Origin of the sequence: Colwellia sp. BRX8-4, assembly GCF_014077345.1 — a bacterium.
GTDB lineage: Bacteria > Pseudomonadota > Gammaproteobacteria > Enterobacterales > Alteromonadaceae > Colwellia_A.
Map to the genome: position 1 here is coordinate 1 of NZ_JACGVS010000005.1, position 24309 is coordinate 24309.

Here is a 24309-nt window from a genome sequence, read left to right on the forward strand (position 1 = left end):
ACTAAACGATAGCAGCACCGATTTAGATCAATCAACCCAGCACAAACCAAAGTAATGCGACACCCAGAACTAAGCGATAGATAACAAATGGCATCATACCGACTTTTTCCAATAGAATAAGAAAGTAGTGAATGCAGACATAAGCACTAAAAAAAGCTAACACACTGCCAATACCAATAGCATTCCAATCAACAGGACCCGTTTCAGTAATTAATTTTAATGTTAAATAACTCCCCGCCATCGCAATGGCAGGAATTGACAATAAGAAAGAAAATCGAGCCGCATTTTCTCGACTTAAGCCAAGCATCAAACCGATAGTCATTGTTATACCTGAACGCGATGTACCCGGAATTAATGCTACCGCCTGTGCTAAACCAATTAGCATAGCACCTTTAAATCCTAGCTTTTCAAAATCAATATGCTCAGTCGCTTTTCTTTTACCCGCTTTAATGTCAGCAAAACCCAGTAAAAATCCAAAAATTAAGGTAGTAGCAGCAATAACCAACGCAGTACGTAAATGTGCTTCGATGAAGTCTTTGCCGAGCAAACCAAATATTCCTAATGGAATAGTCGCAAATAATATCCACCAGGCAAGCTTGCCATCAAAGCTAGTATTATCACCTTTTATACTGCCCACACAAGCAACAGCCATATTCGCGACATCTTTACGAAAATATAAAACAACTGCGAGTAATGTTCCAACATGCAAAGCAACATCGAGTGCTAAACCTTGATCTTTCCAGCCTAAAACAGCTGATGGCAAGATTAAATGTGCTGAACTTGATACGGGTAAAAACTCCGTTAATCCTTGGAGAATAGCTAAAATAAATATCTCTGTAATGGTCATTGCTTATTATATTCCTTATGTATAATTCAATTTTTTAATGTCTAACTTTTATAATTGGCTTGACCAAGAAAAGTCTACTGTGGTTATTTGTTGTTGTGTTTTATCGTAAGCTTGCCAAAGTTGTTGGTACGATTTTTTTAAAATGGGGTGTTTAAGATCTGGCGCTACTTCAGCCAATGGCCATAAAACAAAGGCATTTTCTGTGATCTCGGCACGTGGAATTTGTGCTGGAGTGTCCAACACTAAATCGTCAAACAGCAATAAATCTAAATCTAAGGTGCGTGGGCTATATTTTTTAGCATCAATTTCTCGACCGTTTTTAAGCTCAATTTCGCGGAGTGCTTTAGCCACTTGTACTATATTAAGTTCGGTCGTCGCACCGATCACCATATTATAAAATTCAGCACCGTCGAATCCTACGGCTTTACTAGCAAATAAAGATGATAGCGTTAACTCACCAAGCAGCGCTTCAAGGGCAGTCAATCCTGTCTGTAAATAGTGCTGACGGTCTACATTACTGCCAAGCGAAATATATAAACGCGCCATTACCCATGATTACTGTTATTTGATTGGCTACCACGTTCAATTTCAACGCCAACTGTGATGGCATTATGCACCGCATTAGGCTTGGCTACTTTTAATTTAAGCCAAGGGATCTGATAAGTTTCGATTAAGAATTTAGCCAAACGCTCTGCTAATGTTTCAATTAAATCTACGGGGTTTTTATTAGCAAATTCGGCTATTTTTACTGATATGTCGGCATAATCGAGTGTTTTAACTAGCTCATCATTTTCGGCCGGTTTGGCGGTATCCCACCCCATAACTAAATCAATCACTAAGGTTTGTTTGATTTCTTTTTCCCAATCGAAAAAACCTATGGTGGTTTGAATACTCAAGCCTTCAATATAAACTTTATCCATTAACGTACACTCATCTTTAATAAAACAACTAAAAATATAGGTCGATTTTACCTGTGCAAAGTTATAAAAACTAGTGGTTGACGGATCAATTCATTTTTTTTATTAATAGACGATAGAAAAACTTATTTCCATTGACATTATGAAAGGCTAGAATATCTAAAATTGTTGAAAACTTGTTATAATTAACCATCATTTTAACAATGAATTGAGAGGTTTTTGTATTAGCGCTCTATTAGTAACACTGATAATAATGCTTGCTGCCTATTTGGTCGGTTCGATTTCTAGTGCTATTTTATTGTGTAAGCTATTAAAACTTCCAGATCCTCGCACTACCGGCTCAAACAATCCTGGCGCAACCAATGTTTTGCGTATCAGTAACAAATTCATCGCTGCACTGGTGCTGGTCTTTGATATCCTCAAAGGCACTATTCCTGTGTGGGGCGCTTATTTCCTTGATTTAGACCCCCTTAATTTAGGGTTAATAGCACTGGCTGCTTGTTTAGGCCATATGTACCCTATATTTTTTAACTTTAGAGGCGGAAAAGGCGTTGCAACCGCACTGGGTGTATTATTACCGATAGGTTTAGATCTTGGGGGTTTATTGATACTGACCTGGGTAAGTGTGATTTATTTTAGCCGATATTCAAGCTTAGCCGCTATTATTACGGTATCGCTTGCGCCTTTTTATATTTGGCTATTAAAACCTCTATATATGTACCCAGTGATGATGCTCTCGGTATTAATTATTTTTCGCCACAAGGACAACATTTGGCGATTGATAAAAGGAGATGAAGGTAAAATATCCTTTACTAAGGCCAAATAAAGTCATTAATGTGCCAACTTTACCGCTAGTTATACCGCTGGTAAAGTATCTAACGGCCAACGTGGTGTCGCTTTAAACGATAAATCTGCATCTGTTCCTGCTTTTAAACGTTGCAAGCCCGCATAAGCTATCATCGCGCCATTATCAGTACAAAACTCAGGACGTGGATAAAAAACTTCTCCACCGAGCTTTTTAGTAATTTCCGCTAATTTTTCTCGAAGCGATGTGTTGGCGCTAACGCCACCAGCAATCACTAAACGTTTTAACTCACACTGCTGCAAAGCACGGCGACATTTTATTGCTAAGGTATCAACAACCGCTTCTTGAAATGCATAAGCGACATCGGCATGAGTTTGTTCATCCATACCTTCATTGCCTTGTGCTTTTTGTAACGCTATTTCTTTGCGAATAACGGTACCCGCAGCGGTTTTTAAACCACTAAAGCTAAAATCTAAACCTGGACGATCTGTCATTGGACGCGGCAATTTATAACGCCCTTTTGTGCCTTTTTCAGCCATCTTCGATAAAGCAGGCCCGCCGGGGTAATCAAGCCCAAGTAACTTAGCTGTTTTATCAAACGCTTCACCCGCAGCATCGTCAACTGATTCACCGAGTAATTCATATCGACCAATGCCGTCAACACGCACTAGCATAGTATGTCCACCCGAAACGAGCAGGGCAACAAAAGGAAACTCTGGCACGTTTTCTTCTAACATAGGCGCGAGTAAATGCCCTTCCATATGATGAACAGGCACAGCCGGAAGTCCCCAACCGTAAGCTAAACTTCTGCCAATTGAACAGCCTACTAATAATGCCCCCACTAAACCAGGCCCTGCAGTATAAGCAACGCCGTCTAGATCAGCAGGGGTTAAGTTAGCTTCTTTTAACACTTCTTTAATTAAAGGTATTGTTTTACGGACATGATCTCGTGACGCTAATTCAGGAACGACTCCGCCGTAGTCAGCATGAACAGCTATTTGACTATATAAACGATGGGCTACAATACCTTTAGGTAAATCACCTTCTCCGTCATCATAAATAGCAATACCCGTTTCATCACAAGATGTTTCTATACCTAAAATTCGCATAATACCCTTAACCTAAAAGCCTAAATAATGTTTATTTCATTTTATTGAGCGATTTTAACGCCAAATACGTTAGCTATTATACCCATTTGATCAAGGTTGTGATCTACTTTTTTATCAGAAAAATAGATAATGGCCAGCGACAACGTTTAATAAATTATTATTCGTTCTCCCCCGTGAACATCAGCGGATATATAATAAAATTAGTATTAAATCAGTTAATTTTAATTTTAGAAAATATTACACTTTACTTTAACTAGTGCTTAGCTTTAGAATACGTCACCCAATTTTGATAGAGTGGGTGTTTGCGAAGCAATAATGCTTAAGCGATACACCAATCATATAGATACATACTAAGGTTATACATGCCAGTAATTAAAGTTAGAGAAAACGAACCATTTGACGTTGCATTACGTCGTTTTAAACGTTCATGTGAAAAAGCAGGGATCCTTTCAGAAGTTCGCCGTCGCGAATCTTACGAAAAACCTACTTGGGAACGTAAACGTAAGAAAGCTGCCGCTGTTAAGCGTGCTGCTAAAAAAGTTTCTCGTGAAAACGCTCGCCGCGTTCGCATGTACTAAGATACCTTAGTAGTATTTAAGACTATCGAGTAAAATAAATGAGTTTAATAGACCAACTCAGAGATGAAATGAAAGTTGCGATGCGTGCTAAAGACAAATGTCGTCTTGGTGTTATTCGTATGGCCATTTCATCAATTAAGCAAGCCGAAATCGATCATAACCTTGAACCAACTGATGAGAACATCATTGTGATTTTAACCAAAATGGTTAAACAACGCAGAGAGTCCATCAAAATGTTTACTGACGGTGGTCGTGATGAGTTAGCTGCTAAAGAAGCTGAAGAAGTAACCGCGTTAGGATTTTTTCTTCCGCAGCCACTTTCAAGTGAAGAAATTAGTCAGTTAATTACAAAAACTATTGCTGATACCGGTGCTGCTTCAATGGCTGACATGGGTAAAGTAATGGCGGTATTAAAACCATTAATGCAAGGCAAAGCAGACTTAGGCGCAGTAAGTGGCCAAGTTCGTAATACCTTAAATGCATAACGGATTTTACTAAAGCTTACTGTTTTCGTTTTATTAAAATGTACATTTTAAAGCCGTGAAATTTATTTTCACGGCTTTATTGTTTTATATAATACCTATTTATCGTTTCACTTGGGTGAGAAGTTAAAAAACACCTATCCAGTACAGGTCAATTAGGTTTAAAATAACCTTCGCACAAACAACCAAAGAAAATGTAGACATGACTGGTATGATCCCTCGACAATTTATTGATGATTTATTAGCGCGCGCTGATATTGTTGAATTAATTGACTCTCGAGTGCCGCTAAAAAAAGCCGGCAAAAATTATCAAGCTTGTTGCCCATTCCATACCGAAAAGTCTCCCTCGTTCAGTGTTAGCCAAGATAAGCAATTCTATCATTGCTTTGGTTGTGGAGAACACGGCAATGCTATTTCCTTTTTGATGGAATTTGACCGTTTAGAGTTCCCTGATGCGATTGAAGAACTTGCCTCACATTATAATATGGAGGTGCCACGTGAACAGAATAACCAGAGCCCTGCGCAACTAAAGCAGCAACAACAAGTTCATAAACAAAAACAAGATGATTACGAACTGATGGAAAAAATCAGTCGTTTTTATCAACAACAATTAAAAGTTGCTACCGATAAAGATTCCGCCATTGATTATTTAAAAGGTCGCGGCTTAAGCGGTGAAGTGGTGAAGCGCTTTGGTATTGGTTATATCAGTGACGCTTGGGATGGGATGATGAACCATTTTGCCAAAAATCCTGAAACCACTCAGCAACTTGTCGATTTAGGTATGGCAATCCCTGGCGATAAGAATCGTCCTTATGATCGTTTTAGAGGTCGTATTCAATTCCCCATTCGTGACAAGCGAGGTCGCGTTATTGGTTTTGGTGGTCGTGTATTGGGTGATGGTACGCCAAAGTATTTAAACTCTCCAGAAACACGTATTTATCATAAAGGCCATGAACTTTACGGATTATTTGAAGCAAAACAAGCCAATAAACAATTGTCTCGATTGGTCGTGGTTGAAGGCTACATGGATGTTGTGGCATTAGCACAACATGGTGTCGACTATGCTGTAGCGTCGCTCGGTACATCAACCACCCCAGAGCAATGCCAAACTTTATTTAGAACCGTTAAAGAAGTTATCTGTTGTTATGACGGTGACCGAGCAGGCCGAGATGCTGCATGGCGAGCCATGGAGAATGCCCTGCCTTTAATCAACGATGGTACGAGTTTAAAATTTGTATTTTTGCCTGACGGTGAAGACCCTGATTCGTTGATCAGAGAAAAAGGTCAACAAGCTTTCGAAGAAATTCTAGATAACGCCACACCCTTGTCAGTTTTTCTTTTTGATCACCTTTCTCTGCAAGTCAATATGAGTACTTTGGAAGGAAAATCAAAAATGATTGAGCTCTTCCAGCCTTACTTAAATAAGCTGCCTGATAGTACCTTGAAAGATTCAATTTTGACTGAATTAGCCAATAAATTCGCCCGTGGCAACGAAAAACGTTTAGACGAATTACGTAAAAAGAACAATCAAAACAACAAGGCGAGTACGGTAAAGAAGCAAAGTAAGATCACACCATTACGCCTTGCTATTGCATTATTACTTGAGCACCCCCATATCATTAGTGCATTACCGGATATTACTATTTTACAACAACTCGATATGCCAGGTATTCCTTTGCTAAATCGACTGTTAGTTTTATGTAAACAAAATTCAAAAATTAACAGTGCTCAGCTTATTGAACATTTTCGAGGGACCACTGAAGGTAGCCAATTAACAAAGTTAATGTGCTTACAACATCATGTTGAACCTGAAAATGCTGAATCGATGTTTATTGATGTAATAGAAAGTTTTTTAAACAAATTTATTGAACAACGTACGGAGCAATTGCTTGCCAAAGAACATGCAACTGGCTTAAGTAAAAGTGAGAAACAAGAATTACATAGTTTGTTAAGTGCGTAGCAAACAAAAATAAGTTGAACAAACTTTAACGCTGGCAATATACTAAGCAATTAGCTATAATTTCCGGCTTACTGTTTTCATTTTGATAGCCATAATTTAGGTGGACACTCGTCAATGAATCAAGCCCCACAATCTAGACTTAAAGAGCTCATTACCAAAGGTAAAGAGCAAGGTTACTTAACTTTTGCTCAAGTTAACGATCACCTGCCACAAGATATAATCGATTCAGACCAAGTTGAAGACATCGTTAGAATGATCAACGACATGGGTATTCAGGTATTCGAAACTGCTCCAGATCAAGATACCTTGATGATGACAGAAGGTAATACTGATGAAGATGCTGCTGAAGCAGCTGCCCAAGCACTTGCTACGGTTGAAAGCGAAATTGGTAGAACAACTGATCCTGTCCGCATGTACATGCGTGAAATGGGTACGGTTGAGCTATTAACGCGTAAAGGCGAAATTGTTATCGCTAAGCGTATTGAAGAAGGCATTAAGGAAGTTCAGCGTAGTGTTGCTGAATATCCGCCGGCAATCAATTTTTTACTCGATATGTGGGACAACTTTGAAGCTGAAGAAGTACGTTTAACCGATATTATCGTTGGCTTTTTAGACCCTGATGCTGAAGAAGAAGAAATTCCAGCAGCAGCGACGCATATTGGTTCAGAGCTTTCAAAAGAAGAGCTCAACGACGAAGACAAGTCTGATGGCGACGAAGAAGATGAGGAAGAAGAAGATACCGGTCCTTGTCCTGAACTTGCTAAAGAAAAGTTCACTCTACTTCGCAATGCCTACGAAAAAGCAAATAAAGTTATTAATGCTAAAGGTCGCGGTCATAAAGACGCACAAGCAGCGATTGATGATTTAGCTGAAGTATTTAAAGAATTCCGTTTAATCCCTAAACTTTTTGATAAGCTTGTTAAAAACATGCGTAGCGTAATGGATAGATTACGTATTCAAGAACGTTTAATCATGAAGCACTGTGTTGTTGGTGCTGGCATGCCTAAAACAACGTTTATCAAAATCTTTCCAGGTAATGAAACCTCTAAAGATTGGTTTAACGAGCAAAAAGCTGCAGGTCATGCTTATTCAGCAAAAATGTCTGATATTGAGTTAGACGTTGAACGTTGTATTTATAAATTAAACCAATTAGAAAAAGAAACGTTCTTAAATGTACACGGTATTAAAGATATTAACCGTCGTATGTCTATCGGTGAAGCTAAGGCTCGTCGTGCGAAAAAAGAAATGGTTGAAGCTAACCTACGTTTAGTTATCTCGATTGCTAAAAAATATACCAACCGTGGTTTACAATTCTTAGATTTAATTCAAGAAGGTAACATTGGTTTGATGAAAGCTGTTGATAAATTTGAATACCGTCGTGGTTACAAATTTTCAACGTATGCAACGTGGTGGATCCGTCAAGCGATCACCCGTTCAATTGCTGACCAAGCCAGAACGATTCGTATCCCAGTACATATGATAGAAACGATTAATAAATTAAATCGTATTTCTCGTCAGATGTTACAAGAAATGGGACGTGAGCCAACACCTGAAGAATTAGCTGAACGCATGATCATGCCGGAAGATAAGATTCGTAAAGTATTGAAAATTGCTAAAGAACCGATTTCAATGGAAACCCCTATCGGTGATGACGAAGATTCACACTTGGGCGATTTTATTGAAGATGGTAATGGCGAACTACCTGTTGACTCGGCTACCGCTGAAAACTTGAAAGATGCGACACACGAAGTATTAGCTGGCTTAACCGCTCGTGAAGCTAAAGTGTTAAGAATGCGTTTTGGTATCGATATGAATACCGATCATACGTTAGAAGAAGTAGGTAAGCAGTTTGATGTTACCCGTGAACGTATTCGTCAAATCGAAGCAAAAGCGTTACGTAAATTACGTCACCCTTCTCGCTCTGAGCAACTTAAAAGTTTCTTAGACGGCGAATAAAGCTTTCATTTTTAAATAGATGACTTAAAATCCAGTAATTAATTACTGGATTTTTTTTGTCTTTAATTAACTCGACTCAATTATCAGCCAATCAAATTTTGCATAAAAGGACTTTCAATGCGCTCTCTCATTCTACTATTTTCTTTATTTTTAACACTACCTACTTTAGCGGCTAAATCTGGACCTATCGAGGTAACTCCCTTTGCAGGTTACCGTTTAGGAGGAGACTTTACTATTGCAGGTGACTTTTATGATATGAGTGAGTCCCAATCGTTAGAAGTTGAGATAGATGAAGGCTCAAGCTTTGGAGTGATTGTTGCCTGGCCTTATGACAATAAACGACAAGGTGAATTGCTGATAAGTCACTATGAAAGTGAATTAATCCCTGCCAGTTTATTAAGCCCTTATACTAGTGACTTATCGGTAACTTATCTACATATCGGTGGTAATGTGCCACTTTCAAATAGCTTAGTCCCCTTTTGGTTTTCTGGTGGCTTTGGTGTTACGCATTTTTCACCCAAGGCAAAAGAACTTGATGACGAAACTAAACTCTCAGTAAACCTAGGGTTTTACAGTAAATTACAACTCAATGACCGTATAGCGATTCGTTTAGGTGCAAGAGTATATGCGACACTTATTGACTCTCAAGACGCACTTTTCTGTGATAACAATACCTGTAAAATCGCAATATCGAGCGATATGTGGGTGCAAAGTGAATTATCAGCAGGTTTAACCTTCACGTTTTAAGACTTACTTATCAACAATAATATGCTTAGGATCAGATAGAAATGTTTGGTCCGTTAAGGTTTTCAAAAAAGCAATTAAGTCTTCTTTTTCTTCTTCTGTTAAGACAAACCCTTTAATGAACTGGCTTTTCAGTGGATTACTTCGCCCATCACCTTGATATTCACCCGTAGTAACATTTCGTCCACCCGCGGCATAAAAATCAATAACTTCCGCTAAGCTTCCAATACTGCCGTCATGCATGTAGGGCGCACTAACTTCAATATTACGTAATGTTGGCGCTCTAAATCGGCCATTATCTCTCACTAACGTTGAAATTTCAGACAAACCAGTATCATGTTTAGGGTAACCTGATTTATCACGACCACTTTGATGGCTAACATTATACAAACCCGTATTATGGAAGGGTCTGCGATCAATAAGCTGTTTTTCATGACTGGTAGACTGAGTGAAATTAAATCCGCCGTGACAATGATGGCATTCAAGCTGCTCTGAGAAAAATAAATTCATACCGCGCAAAGCCGAGGCAGAAATAGCATTGTCATCAGCCAAATATGCATAGCTATCAAAAGGCGAATTTAAAGAAACTAAACTGCGAACATAGCTCGCTAATGCTTTCACAATTAAATCGAAACTAACGGTTTGATTTGGAAATGCTTCTGTGAATAACATTTGATAAGTTTCTGAGCTAAAGCGTGCCAAAACTTCTTCTTCATGACCGGTTATGCCTAATTCAACCGGCGATTCACCAAACATAGGTAATAGTATTTGTTGTTCAATTGACGTTAAACCGTCATGTGCCCACGTTAACGTTTTGTTATACGCTATATTAACTAAAGCAGAGGCATTACGTCGATGTGGTTGTGCGGTGCTGCCAAATGAATGGGGAATATTTTCACCAAAAGCAAACTCTTGATGATGACAACTTGCACACGCTTGTTGTTGATTAGCTGACAAATTTTTATCAAAAAACAGACTCTTTCCTAAATTAACTTTTGCTTGAGTCATTGGGTTATCTTGTGGTACTTGTGGTTTAGGAAAACCTTCGATAATTGGCCACTGATAATCACTTTCTAATTTCTTATCATCACTACATGACTGCAAAGCCAAGAAAATGCCAAAAGTGAATAAGCACTGAAGTGTTAATTTAAGTCGATGTAGAAGCCAATTACCCATTATTTTTTGTCTTAAATAACAACGATTCATTACTAGTATTCGCTCCCAAACCTAAGTTCTTAAATAACATTTTACAGCTCTCTTCATCGATTGCCGATTGACAACTATTTTTGCGTGCTAATCCAACATCTCGTATTAACAACGCTAAATCAAATTCAATGGTAGAATTTTCCAAGGTAAAAGGTAAAGCAACAGACACGCGATTAGGATACAAACATTCATTATTTGGTGCTCGTACTGGGCTTAATGCTTTACAACCTGTAGAGCCTAGGTGAAATAGCCAGTCATCATTTTGAGAGACTAACTCGGCCCGCATAAATTTATGCCCTCCTTGCCATCCCCAAAACATTGAAGCGTCATTTAATGGACTAGGTTGGGTTAATGGATTTAGGTGATTAAGTGCAAATGGTACACCTAAAGTAAAACGAATATCAGTAACAACAGCCGCTTCATCTAATGGCATTAATTCGAGTTGCCAATAACCTTTGCCATTTTTTCTATCACATATCTCTCCCAGTAAAGCGACATTGTCTGCTTGATTTGCATTTGTTGTCATCAGCCAAGGCTGCCAACCCTTACTACTGGTGTTCACTTCAACGCCATGTATAAAAAACTGTAACTGCTGATATTGCCACTTTTGTGATTCGCTACTTTTTAATTCATGAACATCAGAGAAACTGCTTGCACAGTTAATGTCAGTATTTTTATAAACAGCTTGAAAAGAAATTTTTGTGGGCTGTGACTTTTGAAAACATCCTGAAAGTAAGGTAATACTTAACCCAAAAATAGTTGTGACAGCTAAAATTTTTTTTAATATATAACGGTTCATTTGAATAAGGCTTAATCGTTGAATGCAAAGTAATATTTACATGAAGTTAAGGTAATGTTAACGAGTTGGTTTTAAATTGTACGTTAACTTGCTATGGTAAAGCCATCAAATATTGAGCAGCTAAATAAAAAACGAGCACATTATGGCTAAAATATCATTACCTCTTGGCATTGCAATTATTTCAATATCTTATTTTTTACTCTCTTCAAATACATTCGCTCATTCAGAGCATGATAAATCGAGGTTTGTTGCTGTTAATGGCGTAGATAAAGACCGCTGTGATAATGTTCTTAGACCCTGTAAAACAATTGCCTATGCGGTTAGCCAAGCAAACAAAGGTGATAACGTACTTGTTGCTTCAGGCGACTTTACAATCACTTCAAGCGAAGAATTATTTTATTTAAAAAGCGCTCTTGTCTCAGTCGTCGGAGGCTATAATCAATTTGATCATTACCAATCACAAAGCCCTCAGTCAAATGTTACCACTTTACATAATATTCCAATTGAAATGGTTGATGAGCTTCGTAGCAACGGTTTTAGCGTTATTGCAGATGGTAAAGCCTTTGCTAAAGATAAAGATTTAAAACAAAAACTTGCAAGTTATTATCAACTCAGTGAAAGCCAAGCAAATGAACCTTGTGTTAATGGCAAAGCTGATATTTTTGACTGCAATAACATTGATTTACTCGCTCATTTCCCATTAACTGCAATGTCGAGTGATCCTGTTGAAGGCAACGATATTTGGGGCCATGTAGATTTAAATACGGGTAATGAATTTGCTATTATGGGCGTAAAAAATGGCGTTGTTGTGGTTAATGTTACAAACCCAACCACTCCTGTTGAAGTGGGTACAATAGCTGGAGTAACGTCAACATGGCGAGATGTAAAAGTTTACCAATACTTTGATGAAAATATCAATTTATGGCAAGCCTATGCTTATGTTACAACCGAAGGTGTTCGAAATGGTCCAACAGATTATGTGACTATTATTGACCTTAACAATCTTCCTCATTCAATAACCTTAGTTGAAAAGAATAAAGTGGTCAGTAGAGCCCATAATGTTTATATCACTAATGTTGATCATACCCTTAATATAACGCTTCCAGATCAAACAGCTTCACTGCAACTTATTGGCACAAACAGTAGGGGTGGGGCTTTCCAAAGCTATTCATTAGAAAACCCAAAAACATTAGTCAACGTTACTGCTAACAATTTTGGTAATGGCTACACCCATGATGGGGCTTCTCTTGTTATAGATGATCAACGTTCAGTGAATGATTGTGGTTTAACGTCAGGTAGCTGTACTGTTTTCATTGATTTTAATGAAGACGTCATGAAGTTATGGAATATCACCGATCCAAATAACTCAACTCAGTTAGGTGCGGCTGAATATAACGACGTAGCTCCGAACAATAAATATGTACATTCTGGTTGGGGCACTGAAGATAAGCAGTTCATTTTATTACATGATGAATTTGATGAATTTCGTGGTGGATTAAACACCACTGTTAGAATATTTTCAATTGGGGACCTAACGAACCCAACACAGGTTGGCCAATGGACAGGTCCTACACAAGCGATTGATCATAATGGTTTTGTTCGAGGTAATAGATACTATATGTCTAACTACGAACGTGGCTTAACCATTTTAGACATTACGGATCCTACAACGCCTACTGAAGTTGGGTTCTTTGATACTTTCACACCGAGTAACTCAGCAAGCTTTAATGGTGCATGGGGCGTTTATCCATTTTTACCGTCAGGAAATATTCTCGTTAGCGATATTAACAGTGGTCTGTATGTACTAAAAGATAACGCAAAAGCTTCAACGAAAGGAATGTTCAGCTTTACCAGTAAAAGCACAGAAACCGCTCAAGGAACAACTCTCAACCTCATTGTGCAACGTAATGGTTCAGACATTACAGAAAGTACTGCGGTAAGTTACCAAGTAATTCAAGGTAGCGCCAAAAAAGGCACTGACTTTGATGTAGAAAACAACACACTCACTTGGGCTGCAAACGATAATACCAATAAGACAATAAGTATTGATATTGCAGATGATCTAACAAATACCGAATTGTCAGAGTCTTTTTTTATACGTTTATATAATCCAACAAATGGTGCAACACTTGGCTCAAACAGTTACAACACTATCAATATTACTGGGTTAATAGACAAAGGAACGGGAAGCTTTGAATTCGACGAGCAAACAATCGCAGAGAATGTTGATGAATACACCGTAAATGTTAACCGAATGGGTAGCACATCGGGCAGTATCTCATTCCAGTATCAACTGACTTCAGGGCAAGCGATTATTGGTAGCGATATCATTGATGCATCGGGGCAAGTATCTTGGGGCGAAGGTGAAAGTGATACTAAAAAAATTATATTAACTATTATTGATGATATTGAAGAAGAAGAAAATGAAACGTTCACCTTAACCTTATCAAGCATCGATAATAGTCGGTTAGGTAATAATGCAGAGATTATATTCACTATTGCTGATGATGATCAAAATACAGCACCTATGGTTACCCTAAGAGAAAATTTTGAAGTAAATACTAATCAAGGTGTAACGTTAACGGCTCAAGCCATCGATGCAGAAAGCGACAGTATGACCTACTTATGGGAGCAAACAGCAGGCTCAACGGTATCAATAACTAACGCTGATATGTTATCAGCTAGCTTTACAGCCCCAAATAACGCTACCTCGTTAACATTTAAACTTACCGCTACTGATTTCAGAGGTGCATCAAGTACAGGGAGTGTTATTGTTTCAGTAGTCGCACCTGTTGTAGTAACACCAACGCCCAACGCACCAAGTAGCGGCGGCACAATATTATGGCTAACAATCCTTTCATTATCTTTATTAACCAAGAGAAAAGTCATTATCAATAAATAGTATCTAGGCAATAGTGATATAAAATCACCCGTATTGCCTAACAATTAAGCGAACAACGTAAAATTTATCATTTTTTAAAAATACGCTAGTGACAACAAAATAAAAAATGCTTATACTTCACGCCGCTTTAAGTTGAAGTCTCAATTTAAAGCGGATAAAAAGATGGCCCCTTAGCTCAGTTGGTTAGAGCATTCGACTCATAATCGACAGGTCCCCTGTTCAAGTCAGGGAGGGGCCACCACTTCTACCAGTACACACCAGGTTAATAACCACTAACAAAATAGGTAATCTATCTAAACAAGGTCTAGTTGTGGGTCTAGTTAGCATTTATTTATTCTTTTTCTTATGATTTTCTTAGTTATATTTCTTCAAAGACTATCAATAACTTTTTTTAAGTAAAACACTCCGAAAAACCTAACAATTATTAACACTACAAAGTCTTTTTATAAACCACAAATACTATTAATGCTAAGTTAATTATTTAAGTTTGAAAGTAAGGTTTTGATAGGTTTATGCATTTTCGTATAGGTGAGGTTTAGGTTAGGTTATGTTAGGTTTATCTTAGGTTATCTGAGGTTCATTGGAGAATCTCTAGCAGCAGTGCCACGTAATTGCATTTACCTAAAAAAACCAATTACATTTAACTATGCCACAATATTTCAGCCTTATTAAAGCTGTCACTTTGGATAAGTTGAACACTGCTAATGCTCACTTTTGCCACTTTGAAGACCTACGGCTTGAGTACCATACCGACAGCTTTGGGATGGTAAGCGGTCATAAATTGAGAAGCTGACCACAATATCTAGCAGTCACTTTGAGACTATTGCGGTCGTTAAGAAATAAACTACAACATAATAAATTTCTTAAAATTCAATCAGTTTCTGTGTAATATCTAGTTTACTTCTGATAATCTGAATTATCTAAAGTAAAAGATAAATATATATTCCAAATTGATATTGTTTAATAAAAAAATAAGGGACTACAAATGGATACACTTCGAAAACATATTTTACTAATAATTATACTTTTGCTTTCAGCATGTGGAGGTGGAGGCAGTGAGCCTAAGCCTGTTGTTACTCCACCACCTGTAACGACACCTGATCCTACTATTACTCTAACCAAGTTAAGTGATGCTGATACCAATATTGAAACAAGTGTGTTCAAAATAGAAGGTTCAGATACTATTGGAGCTTTTACTTTTGATCTATCAAATGTGGCAACTGCTTATATTAAAGGTAACGGTCAAAAAACACAGATTACGAATAATTCAGTAGATGTGAGTGGGATGAGTCTCAAAGATTTTGAAATATCTGTTATGCATGATAGTGGTGAAACTATGGATTTTAAGGTTTTAAGTTTCACTGTGGGTGGAAAATCATACAGTTATAATGGTTCAGCTATTTCGGTGACATTTACAAAAACTGAACCTGTAGTTAATAATAATTCAAGATTAACCCTCTTCGTTGACGCCTCTGTAAAAATAAGTACAGAGGCACCTTCTCAAGTTGTTAAAGGTGAAAAACCTAGTACTTTATACCTACGAAATTTAATCCAAAAAATCACTAAATATAACGAAACTTTAGATTCTTATGAAGATTACAGCGAAGAAGAGATAGCACTTGTAGACGGAACAATCGATTATCACTTGCCTGTAGGTAGGTACTTAATCCATCTATCTGGTGATAGAGAAACTGCTGGAACCTCTTTAAAATTTAAAGGAGCATATGAAGTAAATGTTACTAATATTAATGGCGGTCACCATAACACTGACGTTATGCGTGTATCAGGTTTAACTGAAAGTGCAGTCAATACTATGCAAGATTATGACAATCAGTTTGTTAATGGTGAAAGTAAAGATTTTACCTTATTTGATATATTAATTGACAATAATAAGAACCCGACATTATCTATAGCTAGTTTCTTTAACATTCTTAGTTATGATGTACTCTCACCATCAATTGAATCTGTTACTATCAGGTATTACCTGGTTGCTTATCAGCCAAGCCTATTTTATAATATAAACTTTAAGTCCAATCTATCAGCTAAAATTGATATTAAACTTCCTACCCTTCTTACGCCTGTTTCTTATGATGTTAATGCAGGTGAACTTTTAATTGCACAGGCACAAGGTGAAATACCTGCTGGTGAACACATCATTGATATTACAATATCAAATGTTGCTTACACAGGAGATGATTTTATATACGGAATAGATGCTGGCATTACCGACCTATCAGGATATGGAGGTCATTCGGGAAATGTGCTGGGTGCACTTAAAACTATTAAAGTACGAGAGTAATCAGATTAATAAACCGTCGATAAAAACTATTATCGACGGTTTTTTATTGCCTATATTTTGCTTGAGCGCATAAGTTATTAATTACCCTAATGACCGCTTTAAGTCTTGGAGCTGCCGTTAGCAAAGTAAACTCTAACGTCTGGAAAGCGCACAAAGTGATCATATTTATTAGTGGCAAACCTAATGTTGTTAGGTGACAGTATTAGATGATAATGACTGGCAGTTCTGATGCAATTAGGTGGCACAACTGATGTAATTGTCCAGTTCATTCTTTAAGAACTTTAAAACTCTTTTTATAATGCAAGAGAACTATAGATTGATAATACCCCCTAATATTGAAAGTATTTATAATCTATTTCTATCAAATATATTCGTTTTATGAGATGTTAAATGTGATTCATGCAATCAGTATTGCTAAATATGCTATAACAAGCATTAGCCTAATTGTATGAATCATATGAAATTTTAATCTTATATTATAAAAGGGAATTGTGATGAATGAGTTATTAGGCGGTGGTGTTGGTGTAGCAGTTATTTTATGTTTAGTGGTTTTAGCTATTTTATGGTTTTTATTACCATTCGCTATTTTCGGAACAAAAGATAAATTAAGTGAGTTAATTGCTGAATCTAAAAAAACTAACGAGCAGTTAAGTGCTTTAAGATCAGAAGTTGCCACTTTGAAGGCCAATGATGATCCAGTCATTAACGCAAGTAGATAAACATATACACGCAATAGTTCACGTTGCTAAATAGATTTATTCTGTAAAGCTAGAAGGTCCGACACATAAAATTATGCCTGTGTTCGGACACTTCAATTTTTAAAGTCCTTACTTTAATCTACTATTAGAATAATCTTTTGTTTGTAAGGGTCGATAACCTTTACCTCTCGTTTTTGCTAAGTAAGACAGGTGATAAATTGCATTTTGACGTGACTGATGACTATCACGATATACCATGTGATAGGGAACCATTGTCATGTGACCACCTCGAACAAACCACCAAGCATCTTGAATCATCTCCCATATACACTCAGGTGTTCTAATCTTTCTACCCTCTACAAATATTGCCATGTGGTAATGTTGCTGTTTTGAGCGCTCCTGTTCTCTGCACCACGCATAACCAATATCATTGAGTTTATACTTAGCTCTTAGCCTATTGAGTAGTAGTGATGTGAATTTTGATATTTGAGTATTGTCGTTGGTATGGCTATCTAAGTGAAGATCAAACCTAATCACAAGCACTCTGCTGTATTGCTTCGTCATTGCATTAAGTTGATTGATGATTGCTTTTAGAGGCTTGGTATAAATCGCTAACGGATAACCTGATTTACTATAACCAGCATTAACTGACCAAATTTCTTTATCAACAATAATGTATTCTGATGTCGTTGAATATTTACTCATAATACTAAAGACATACTTAGATATTATTAAATACCCCCACTAAAGTTAGTAATTACTATCACACCTATAACTCAGTAAGTAATAAGGTGCTATGTGATAATAAAAAAAATCGCATACCTAAAACCCGACAATCAGATTTCATTTTATTACATGTGCAATACAGTGTTTTTAACTAAGGTTTTATCAGGTGATTGTTCATAATTCTAATTTATGTATATAATCCTTTGTTAGCTGGTGGCCCTTGCCGTCAAACTTGAACCACCAGTATTAATACCTAAGCCTATTTTCGATTATTCATTTATGTTTTATCGGATATAGGTTTTTCTTTTTGCTCTAATACATATTTCATAATCCCCCTTATTTTCCCTGTTACAGGGCTACGATTATTTATCGGTATATGCCGAATGTTCATCATTTTACTTAATGTAGAAACAACTCTCGGCACATCTACTATTGCATACATTAACCGAGCTTCATCTGTGTTGATTGGCCCTATATTCTCAAGATGGTTTTGTATGATTTTCACTTGTGTTAGCGTTGGATTATTCATTAGACACTCCCTTGGTTATCATCTAACCATTGAGTGATTACTGAGGTCTTCCATCCAAGGCATTTACCGTTAAGTAAAATCGGGGGTGGCAATACTCTATCTTTTTTCCAATATCGCCAAATTGAAACTTTCGATTTGTTCAGCAGTTGAGCTAAATCAGTCAGAGATATTATTTGGTTATTTATCATTTCATTTACCATTTGTTATTTAATGAACCATCATAATAACGAGGGTAATAACCTGTAATAAGGGAATAAAAAGTCAGAAATAATTCGGTAAATTAATCTCTTCGATTTCCTCTCAAGCTTTGGGGTATTAAATGAGGTATAGATGATATAAAATTTTCTTGTTCTAACTTACTCCAGCCATCTTCACGGATAGACTTTACGTATTCAATTGAGTCTATATTGTCTGATCTCCAAGTAGGATAGCGCTTTTCTAAAGTAGAGGCTTTAGTGCTGTGTGATGGAAATATATTATCCAGCCACACTGCGGCTAATAATGCTGATTCACTTATACTTTTATTGCAAAAGAATGTTAACTTAAAAATAACCCAGTAAGCTTGATCTGATGGCACGTTAGCATTAATTTTTGTTTTTTTAGTGTAAGAGTACTCCCTTTTCAACCGCCTAAGTGAGGCAATAGAAATCTGCTCCAATAGTACCCCTTTTATTGCTATGTTATTCTTATCAGCATCAATAATAATTTTATCCAAATAATCAGGGTCTCCACTTTCCAACCACTCTGAAAAATTAATACTTATTGATGTCACATGCTCTTTCAACGGCGTTTCTTTGCAAAATCTAATCTGTAGCTCATATTTTTCTTCTTTTGAATAGTAACTCATAATTTACCTCTTAAAGTAATCACATTACTAATAGCAAAATCGGCTAGCTCTCGCTCCCATACTTCTAATGCTCTAAGCTTTTCAGGCATGTATTCATAGCGGTCATAATGTTTTGAACTAACATCTTGCAATGCATGATTTTGAAGTCTGTCACGGATAGATTTACTAATACCTAGCTCACCCATTAAGGTTTTACAGGTTCGTCTAATATCACGAGGTATAAACGAGCGTATTTCGCTGTTTTCACAATAACGACTAACTGCCTTAGATAATGAATCTAAGTTAATATGTCGCTCCTCAGAGAGCCTATGGGGAAATATAAAACCATTACTGCTATCGGTCTTTTGCTTGGTTAAAATATTTATAGCTGAATCGGTTAGGGGAATTAAATGAGGTCTTTTGTTTTTTGATATTTCAGGCGTGATTAATAGTGTTTTCGCCTCCCAATTTATAGCGTCCCACTTTGAGCTAGCAAGCTCATAAGGTCGTTGACCACCTGTATAAAAACATAAGCTCATTAAGTGTCGGATATGCTGGCCCATTTGAAAGCGGATAAATTCACTATCTAAATCCAAGAGCAACAGCTTAACCTCTCCATTGCTAAGAAAATGCTCACCAACCTTTTCTGCTGATTTTTGCTTAGGAATTGCCGATACTGGGTTATACAACAAACCAAATTTAGCAGTGCCGATATAATTTGCAGGGTCGTTATCATGTGACAGGCCATAATTAAATGCCGCCATCAAATAACTTCTTACTCGATTACTTTGAGTATTCGCCCCACGCTTTATCATGTGGGCCAATACACTAATTAAATCGTCTTTGGTTACGTCTTTGGCTTTGGTTGCTTGCGGTATAAATGGATAGGTTTCTTTTTCTAATGCAGATAGTACGGTTTTAAATGTACGCTTACCGTCTTTTTCCATTTGTGCAGTATAGCTTGTAAATAATTGTTCAATACTTCCCTTTTGTGCTTCAAGCTTTACTTGGTTTTCTTTTTCTTGATTTATGATCCCCTGTTCAAGTCTTGGATCAACTCCACGCTGTAACATAGCTCCGTATTCTTTAGCCTTTTCCCTAGCATCTGCCAAGCTCATACCAAGTGCTTTATCGCTAGTCTTTCCACCATCGTTCGGTACATTGCCGATTAAAATGAAATTGGCTTTAGTTCCAACAAAATACCTGAATACAAAGCGTTTACTGCCACTAGGATAAATTTTAACGCATAAGCGCCCCATTCCTTTGGTTCCGTCATCATCTGACACATAGTATGCAGAATTCTTTTTAAGTAGTCCTGTGATCTTGTTTGGGGTTAATTTTGCCATCTTTCATCCTTGTTGCTAACTAGACCTTATTTGAAGCGGGGTCTAGTTGTGGGTCTAGTTAGAGTGTAACTTAATGAAAGGATATAAAACAGGAGGAAAGCCCATAAGGAATTGTTACCCCTTTAAATCAAGGGTTTATATAGGGTTTGTTGCTTGATGTTATTTGATGAAAACTATACTTCGCTTGACTCATAATCGACAGGTCCCCTGTTCAAGTCAGGGAGGGGCCACCATTTCAAATATTACTATCCTCGTAAGAATTTACTAAAAAATATTTTAATCTGAAATTAACTTTAGTTATCACTGTAGTAGTAACTCCAATAAAGTTATGTACGATAACACTCGCTCTTGCCGTGTCGGAAATTTGTACGAATACCCCGTCCCTTTAAGATATCCCGAAACGCTAGGGTTACCCTAGTGGTATTGGTGTAAAAATCCACTGTGTGAATATAAGGTGAGTGCTAAATTTTGACATGTAGGATGATGATAGTTATTACTATACGCCTAATCCCAACCCTATTCTGTTCTTATAAAATTCGGTAATGGAATACTCTGACGTGGTTTACATCCTCTAGCTTTAGGTTTCTAATAAATCTATTAACGTTACTCACAAAGTGTTAATGAAGCGAATGACTAAGCGGTTTAGTTGTGTATAAAAATGCGTTTAGCTTTACAAATTTTGTATCTACACAACTAAGTAGATTATTTACTCTTTAACACTCCCTATTTTGTTACTCTAAAAAAGCCTTCTGCTGCTTCAGTTAAGCTAGAGAGGTTTTTATTCTCACGCCGGCTTATTGATTATCATGGTTAATAGTAAATTATTAGCAAAACTTTGTTTTAAGTACGTTCATATCAATAATAACTTGTTATTTTTAATGTAGTATAAGATCGGACTTGCTTACTAGGCTATGATCTTTCAAAGCCCTCTAAGAAATAAAAACAAATAGAATAGGGATAAATAAACAATGGTAAACATGTTAATTGCATATCAACTTGATGGCGGTGATGTTATCGAGATTAATCATCCAGAAGAGTTCGAGTTCAAAGATTTAGATGGAAATAGCTTAGGAAATGCTCAGATTATCAAGCGCCATAATAACGATCTGATATTAGCCGAAGCTGCATTTGTGATCTCAGCCGAACATGCAAAAGTTATGATACCAAGCGATGCGGCATTCATGGAATCCAAAGCAGGCGTAAAGCAACCTTTTGACTTTAACGGGCTCGTAAAAGGCTGTGGATTTGACTCTGTTAAATATAAATTTGATAAACAAGGTAATGAACCAACTGACTGGGTTATCGCCTATCCTCTAAAGCACTAAGCCTAAAAAGGTCGCTAGTCATACCAGTGACCTTTGTTATAACTTTGAATAGACCAGGTAATGAGATTATTTCAACATCAGGCTAAGCGAATATATCTGTTTTAGAACGACTGAATATTGATTTAAATAGAGGGTTTAGTTATCAGGTTAAGAAACACTGATACGTAAACTAAACTTAGTCATATTTTATTATATTTTTTTTAACAAAACATAATCGATATGCTCAAGAGAATAAGCTGTAATATGTATAAAACTATTATTTGCGCAATAGAAGCTAGTGATGAAGGACTGGAAGTACTTTCAAAAGCCCATGAGTTATCTCAACTATACCAAGCTAAATTGTTTGTTACTCATATCATCCCATATACATTGCTTCCTAAAGACTATCAAAAAGAATTAAAAGAAAGTGCATTACCTTCAATTGAATCAAAAGCCGCATCATTAGGTATATTAAAGAAAGATGTCTCGGTCACATTTGGGAAACCCTACGAGCAAATTTGCATACTTGCAGAAAGAAAAAAGGCAGACTTAATTATACTTGGTACCCACTCTAAAAAAGGTATTCATGCTTTGATTGGGTCAACAGCAAATGGTGTTGCCAATTATGCTAAATGTGATGTTTCACTTATTAAAATTTAAAGTGATTTTTTTGATAAAAAATCTAAATGTGCTCTTTCAAATAAATAACTAATGCCGCCAACATGGCATTAGTTATTATTAGAGCAATGAAGATTGCACTCTTGGGTTACTTACAATAGTCATATTAAGTGAAATTACTTTTAATGGCTCACTATCTCCTTCTAATAACAACGCTAATACCCTGGATATTAAAAGCTCATATACATGAGTATATTTAATAGTAAGTTTAGTTCCTTTAAACCAAACATGAATCGTCAATAACTGGCCTTAAAGTGTTATCTAGATATTAATTTTTCGACATTTAATGAGATATTTCATCCATTCTAAAAACCGGATAAAAATCATCTTATCGCTTATAACGTTTCAGGATTATTGTCAGTTACGCGTTTTAGTCATAATGTATATTAGGAAGTGATCACCTTCTCATTCAATGTAGCTGTTGGATATTTAAGCTAAGAAAAATGAATAAATTTTATCAAACTAACATGACTAAAGCTCATTCGTAATATATTATTATTTTTAGGGAATCGTATATAAAAACGGCAGTTATAAAAAGTTATGGATCTAGATAGATTTAAACAAATTAATAAAGCATTTGATTACCTCTTTGATTCATTGGTGATCACTGACCTACAAGGCATTATTACTGACTGGAATAAAGGCTCTGAAAATTTATACGGCTATTCCAAAAAAGAGATCATTGGTCAGCCTGTTGATATTTTACACCTCCCCGAAGACACCGAACATATTACTTCAGAAGTTATTAGCGCAGTAGAGAAATACGGAAAATGGACCGGTGAAGTTAGAATGCTCCATAAAGATGGTCATATTGGCTGGATTGAATCTATGTGTGTGCCACTTTTTGATGCTAATCATCAGCTCGTCGGTGCATTAGGTGTAAATCGAGATATATCAGACCGGGTAAAAGAGACTAAACGTCTTGAGCACCTAGCTCATTATGATCAACTGACAGAAATTCCAAATCGATACCTAGTGTTTGACCGAATTGATCACCTAATTGATCAGTCTGAACGTGATATGAGAACTTTTGCGTTGCTTTTTATTGATTTAGATAAATTTAAAATAATTAATGATACCAAGGGTCATGCGTTTGGTGATCAAGTGCTAATAGAAGTATCTTTACGTCTTAAGCAGTCAATTCGTAATTCAGATACCGTTGCAAGAATTGGAGGTGACGAATTTGTTATTTTACTTGAGAATATGATTGATAAGTCTAATGTAGACTCTGTGATTAAAACTATTATGGATACGATTAGCAGACCCTTTAAGATTAACGATGAAAAGTTAACCGTGAGTTGTAGTATTGGTGTTTCAATTTATCCTGATGATGGTATTACCACCGATAGCTTAATCGCAACAGCAGATAAAGCGATGTATAACAACAAACATAAAAAATGACCTCAGCTGATAAATGAGTTTAGATATTTTTGATGCTATCTTTGATTTTTTGATCTTAAATAAGCACGCTATTAGCCATTAATTTGATTGCTAAAGGTTATTTTAACGAATACTGCTATTACCTCCCCTCTTATTGACCTACTAGTTAACCTTGATGTTCAGCCTCAGCCTAGTTAACAGCTAGCTTATACTAGAGA

23 protein-coding genes and 1 tRNA gene are annotated in these 24309 nt (G+C 36.6%); 13 read left to right on the forward strand and 11 right to left on the reverse strand.

What is annotated here, in order from left to right; genetic code table 11:
* Positions 1-31: 31 nt before the first annotated feature.
* The 3 genes from H4J56_RS05820 to folB are packed head-to-tail and all read right to left on the reverse strand — an operon-like array spanning position 32 to position 1767.
* The gene (locus H4J56_RS05820) at positions 32-847 is read right to left on the reverse strand and encodes an undecaprenyl-diphosphate phosphatase (protein ID WP_182258994.1); all 816 of its coding nucleotides are present in this window, start codon (positions 845-847) and stop codon (positions 32-34) included.
* A gap of 48 nt (positions 848-895) precedes the next feature.
* Complete coding sequence (gene folK / locus H4J56_RS05825; RefSeq protein WP_182241781.1) at positions 896-1393, reverse strand: 2-amino-4-hydroxy-6-hydroxymethyldihydropteridine diphosphokinase; 498 nt, start codon at positions 1391-1393, stop codon at positions 896-898.
* Positions 1393-1767 carry a dihydroneopterin aldolase gene (gene folB, locus H4J56_RS05830; protein WP_182258995.1) on the reverse strand — a complete coding sequence of 125 codons (375 nt, stop codon included), beginning with the start codon at positions 1765-1767 and terminating at the stop codon, positions 1393-1395. Before folB ends, folK begins: the two co-directional genes overlap by 1 nt.
* A gap of 220 nt (positions 1768-1987) precedes the next feature.
* Here folB and plsY point away from each other — a divergent pair, with 220 nt between their 5' ends.
* Positions 1988-2590 carry a glycerol-3-phosphate 1-O-acyltransferase PlsY gene (gene plsY, locus H4J56_RS05835; RefSeq protein ID WP_310733831.1) on the forward strand — a complete coding sequence of 201 codons (603 nt, stop codon included), beginning with the start codon at positions 1988-1990 and terminating at the stop codon, positions 2588-2590.
* A gap of 29 nt (positions 2591-2619) precedes the next feature.
* Here plsY and tsaD read toward each other — a convergent pair whose 3' ends face one another.
* Positions 2620-3678 carry a tRNA (adenosine(37)-N6)-threonylcarbamoyltransferase complex transferase subunit TsaD gene (tsaD, locus tag H4J56_RS05840; RefSeq protein ID WP_070374848.1) on the reverse strand — a complete coding sequence of 353 codons (1059 nt, stop codon included), beginning with the start codon at positions 3676-3678 and terminating at the stop codon, positions 2620-2622.
* Positions 3679-4040: 362 nt separating this feature from the next.
* Here tsaD and rpsU point away from each other — a divergent pair, with 362 nt between their 5' ends.
* The 5 genes from rpsU to H4J56_RS05865 all read left to right on the forward strand — a co-directional run bounded on the left by rpsU (position 4041) and on the right by H4J56_RS05865 (position 9401).
* On the forward strand, positions 4041-4256 hold the full coding sequence (rpsU, locus tag H4J56_RS05845) for a 30S ribosomal protein S21 (protein ID WP_011045067.1): 216 nt from the start codon (positions 4041-4043) through the stop codon (positions 4254-4256).
* Between the two features lie 38 nt (positions 4257-4294).
* A complete protein-coding gene (locus H4J56_RS05850; RefSeq protein WP_182218037.1) occupies positions 4295-4741 on the forward strand; it encodes a GatB/YqeY domain-containing protein in 447 nt (148 codons plus the stop codon).
* A gap of 199 nt (positions 4742-4940) precedes the next feature.
* On the forward strand, positions 4941-6698 hold the full coding sequence (gene dnaG / locus H4J56_RS05855) for a DNA primase (protein WP_182221176.1): 1758 nt from the start codon (positions 4941-4943) through the stop codon (positions 6696-6698).
* Between the two features lie 114 nt (positions 6699-6812).
* On the forward strand, positions 6813-8654 hold the full coding sequence (gene rpoD / locus H4J56_RS05860) for an RNA polymerase sigma factor RpoD (protein ID WP_146798012.1): 1842 nt from the start codon (positions 6813-6815) through the stop codon (positions 8652-8654).
* A gap of 117 nt (positions 8655-8771) precedes the next feature.
* The gene (locus tag H4J56_RS05865; protein WP_182258997.1) at positions 8772-9401 is read left to right on the forward strand and encodes a hypothetical protein; all 630 of its coding nucleotides are present in this window, start codon (positions 8772-8774) and stop codon (positions 9399-9401) included.
* 3 nt (positions 9402-9404) lie between these two features.
* Here the strand turns inward: H4J56_RS05865 and H4J56_RS05870 are convergent, their stop codons facing one another.
* Together H4J56_RS05870 and H4J56_RS05875 are read right to left on the reverse strand one after the other, a co-directional pair.
* Positions 9405-10574 carry an MbnH family di-heme enzyme gene (locus H4J56_RS05870; RefSeq protein WP_182258998.1) on the reverse strand — a complete coding sequence of 390 codons (1170 nt, stop codon included), beginning with the start codon at positions 10572-10574 and terminating at the stop codon, positions 9405-9407.
* Complete coding sequence (locus H4J56_RS05875) at positions 10567-11403, reverse strand: MbnP family copper-binding protein (protein ID WP_182258999.1); 837 nt, start codon at positions 11401-11403, stop codon at positions 10567-10569. Before H4J56_RS05875 ends, H4J56_RS05870 begins: the two co-directional genes overlap by 8 nt.
* A gap of 142 nt (positions 11404-11545) precedes the next feature.
* Between H4J56_RS05875 and H4J56_RS05880 the strand changes: the two genes are divergently transcribed.
* The 4 genes from H4J56_RS05880 to H4J56_RS05895 all read left to right on the forward strand — a co-directional run bounded on the left by H4J56_RS05880 (position 11546) and on the right by H4J56_RS05895 (position 17323).
* Complete coding sequence (locus H4J56_RS05880; RefSeq protein ID WP_182259000.1) at positions 11546-14305, forward strand: choice-of-anchor B family protein; 2760 nt, start codon at positions 11546-11548, stop codon at positions 14303-14305.
* 164 nt (positions 14306-14469) lie between these two features.
* Positions 14470-14546, forward strand: a tRNA-Ile gene (locus H4J56_RS05885).
* A 744-nt stretch (positions 14547-15290) separates the two neighbouring features.
* The gene (locus tag H4J56_RS05890; RefSeq protein WP_182259001.1) at positions 15291-16604 is read left to right on the forward strand and encodes a hypothetical protein; all 1314 of its coding nucleotides are present in this window, start codon (positions 15291-15293) and stop codon (positions 16602-16604) included.
* Positions 16605-17098: 494 nt separating this feature from the next.
* Positions 17099-17323: a hypothetical protein gene (locus H4J56_RS05895; protein WP_182259002.1), complete on the forward strand. Its 225-nt coding sequence runs from the start codon at positions 17099-17101 to the stop codon at positions 17321-17323.
* 108 nt (positions 17324-17431) lie between these two features.
* Here H4J56_RS05895 and H4J56_RS05900 read toward each other — a convergent pair whose 3' ends face one another.
* From H4J56_RS05900 to H4J56_RS05920, 5 genes are all read right to left on the reverse strand, one after another.
* Positions 17432-18007 (reverse strand): inovirus-type Gp2 protein, encoded by a 576-nt coding sequence (locus H4J56_RS05900; protein WP_182259003.1) that lies wholly within the window; start codon positions 18005-18007, stop codon positions 17432-17434.
* 298 nt (positions 18008-18305) lie between these two features.
* Positions 18306-18557 carry a hypothetical protein gene (locus H4J56_RS05905; RefSeq protein WP_182259004.1) on the reverse strand — a complete coding sequence of 84 codons (252 nt, stop codon included), beginning with the start codon at positions 18555-18557 and terminating at the stop codon, positions 18306-18308.
* The gene (locus tag H4J56_RS05910) at positions 18557-18745 is read right to left on the reverse strand and encodes an AlpA family transcriptional regulator (RefSeq protein ID WP_182259005.1); all 189 of its coding nucleotides are present in this window, start codon (positions 18743-18745) and stop codon (positions 18557-18559) included. The genes H4J56_RS05905 and H4J56_RS05910 overlap by 1 nt, the downstream gene beginning before the upstream one ends.
* Positions 18746-18837: 92 nt before the next feature.
* A complete protein-coding gene (locus tag H4J56_RS05915) occupies positions 18838-19404 on the reverse strand; it encodes a hypothetical protein (protein ID WP_182259006.1) in 567 nt (188 codons plus the stop codon).
* Positions 19401-20729 (reverse strand): site-specific integrase, encoded by a 1329-nt coding sequence (locus H4J56_RS05920; protein ID WP_182259007.1) that lies wholly within the window; start codon positions 20727-20729, stop codon positions 19401-19403. Before H4J56_RS05920 ends, H4J56_RS05915 begins: the two co-directional genes overlap by 4 nt.
* Before the next feature lie 968 nt (positions 20730-21697).
* Here H4J56_RS05920 and H4J56_RS05925 point away from each other — a divergent pair.
* The 3 genes from H4J56_RS05925 to H4J56_RS05935 all read left to right on the forward strand — a co-directional run bounded on the left by H4J56_RS05925 (position 21698) and on the right by H4J56_RS05935 (position 24112).
* Entirely contained in the window at positions 21698-22054 is a 357-nt protein-coding gene (locus tag H4J56_RS05925) for a hypothetical protein (RefSeq protein WP_182241789.1), read from the forward strand.
* Positions 22055-22297: 243 nt separating this feature from the next.
* On the forward strand, positions 22298-22693 hold the full coding sequence (locus H4J56_RS05930) for a universal stress protein (RefSeq protein WP_182218047.1): 396 nt from the start codon (positions 22298-22300) through the stop codon (positions 22691-22693).
* 558 nt (positions 22694-23251) lie between these two features.
* Positions 23252-24112 carry a sensor domain-containing diguanylate cyclase gene (locus tag H4J56_RS05935; protein WP_182259008.1) on the forward strand — a complete coding sequence of 287 codons (861 nt, stop codon included), beginning with the start codon at positions 23252-23254 and terminating at the stop codon, positions 24110-24112.
* Positions 24113-24309 lie beyond the last annotated feature (197 nt).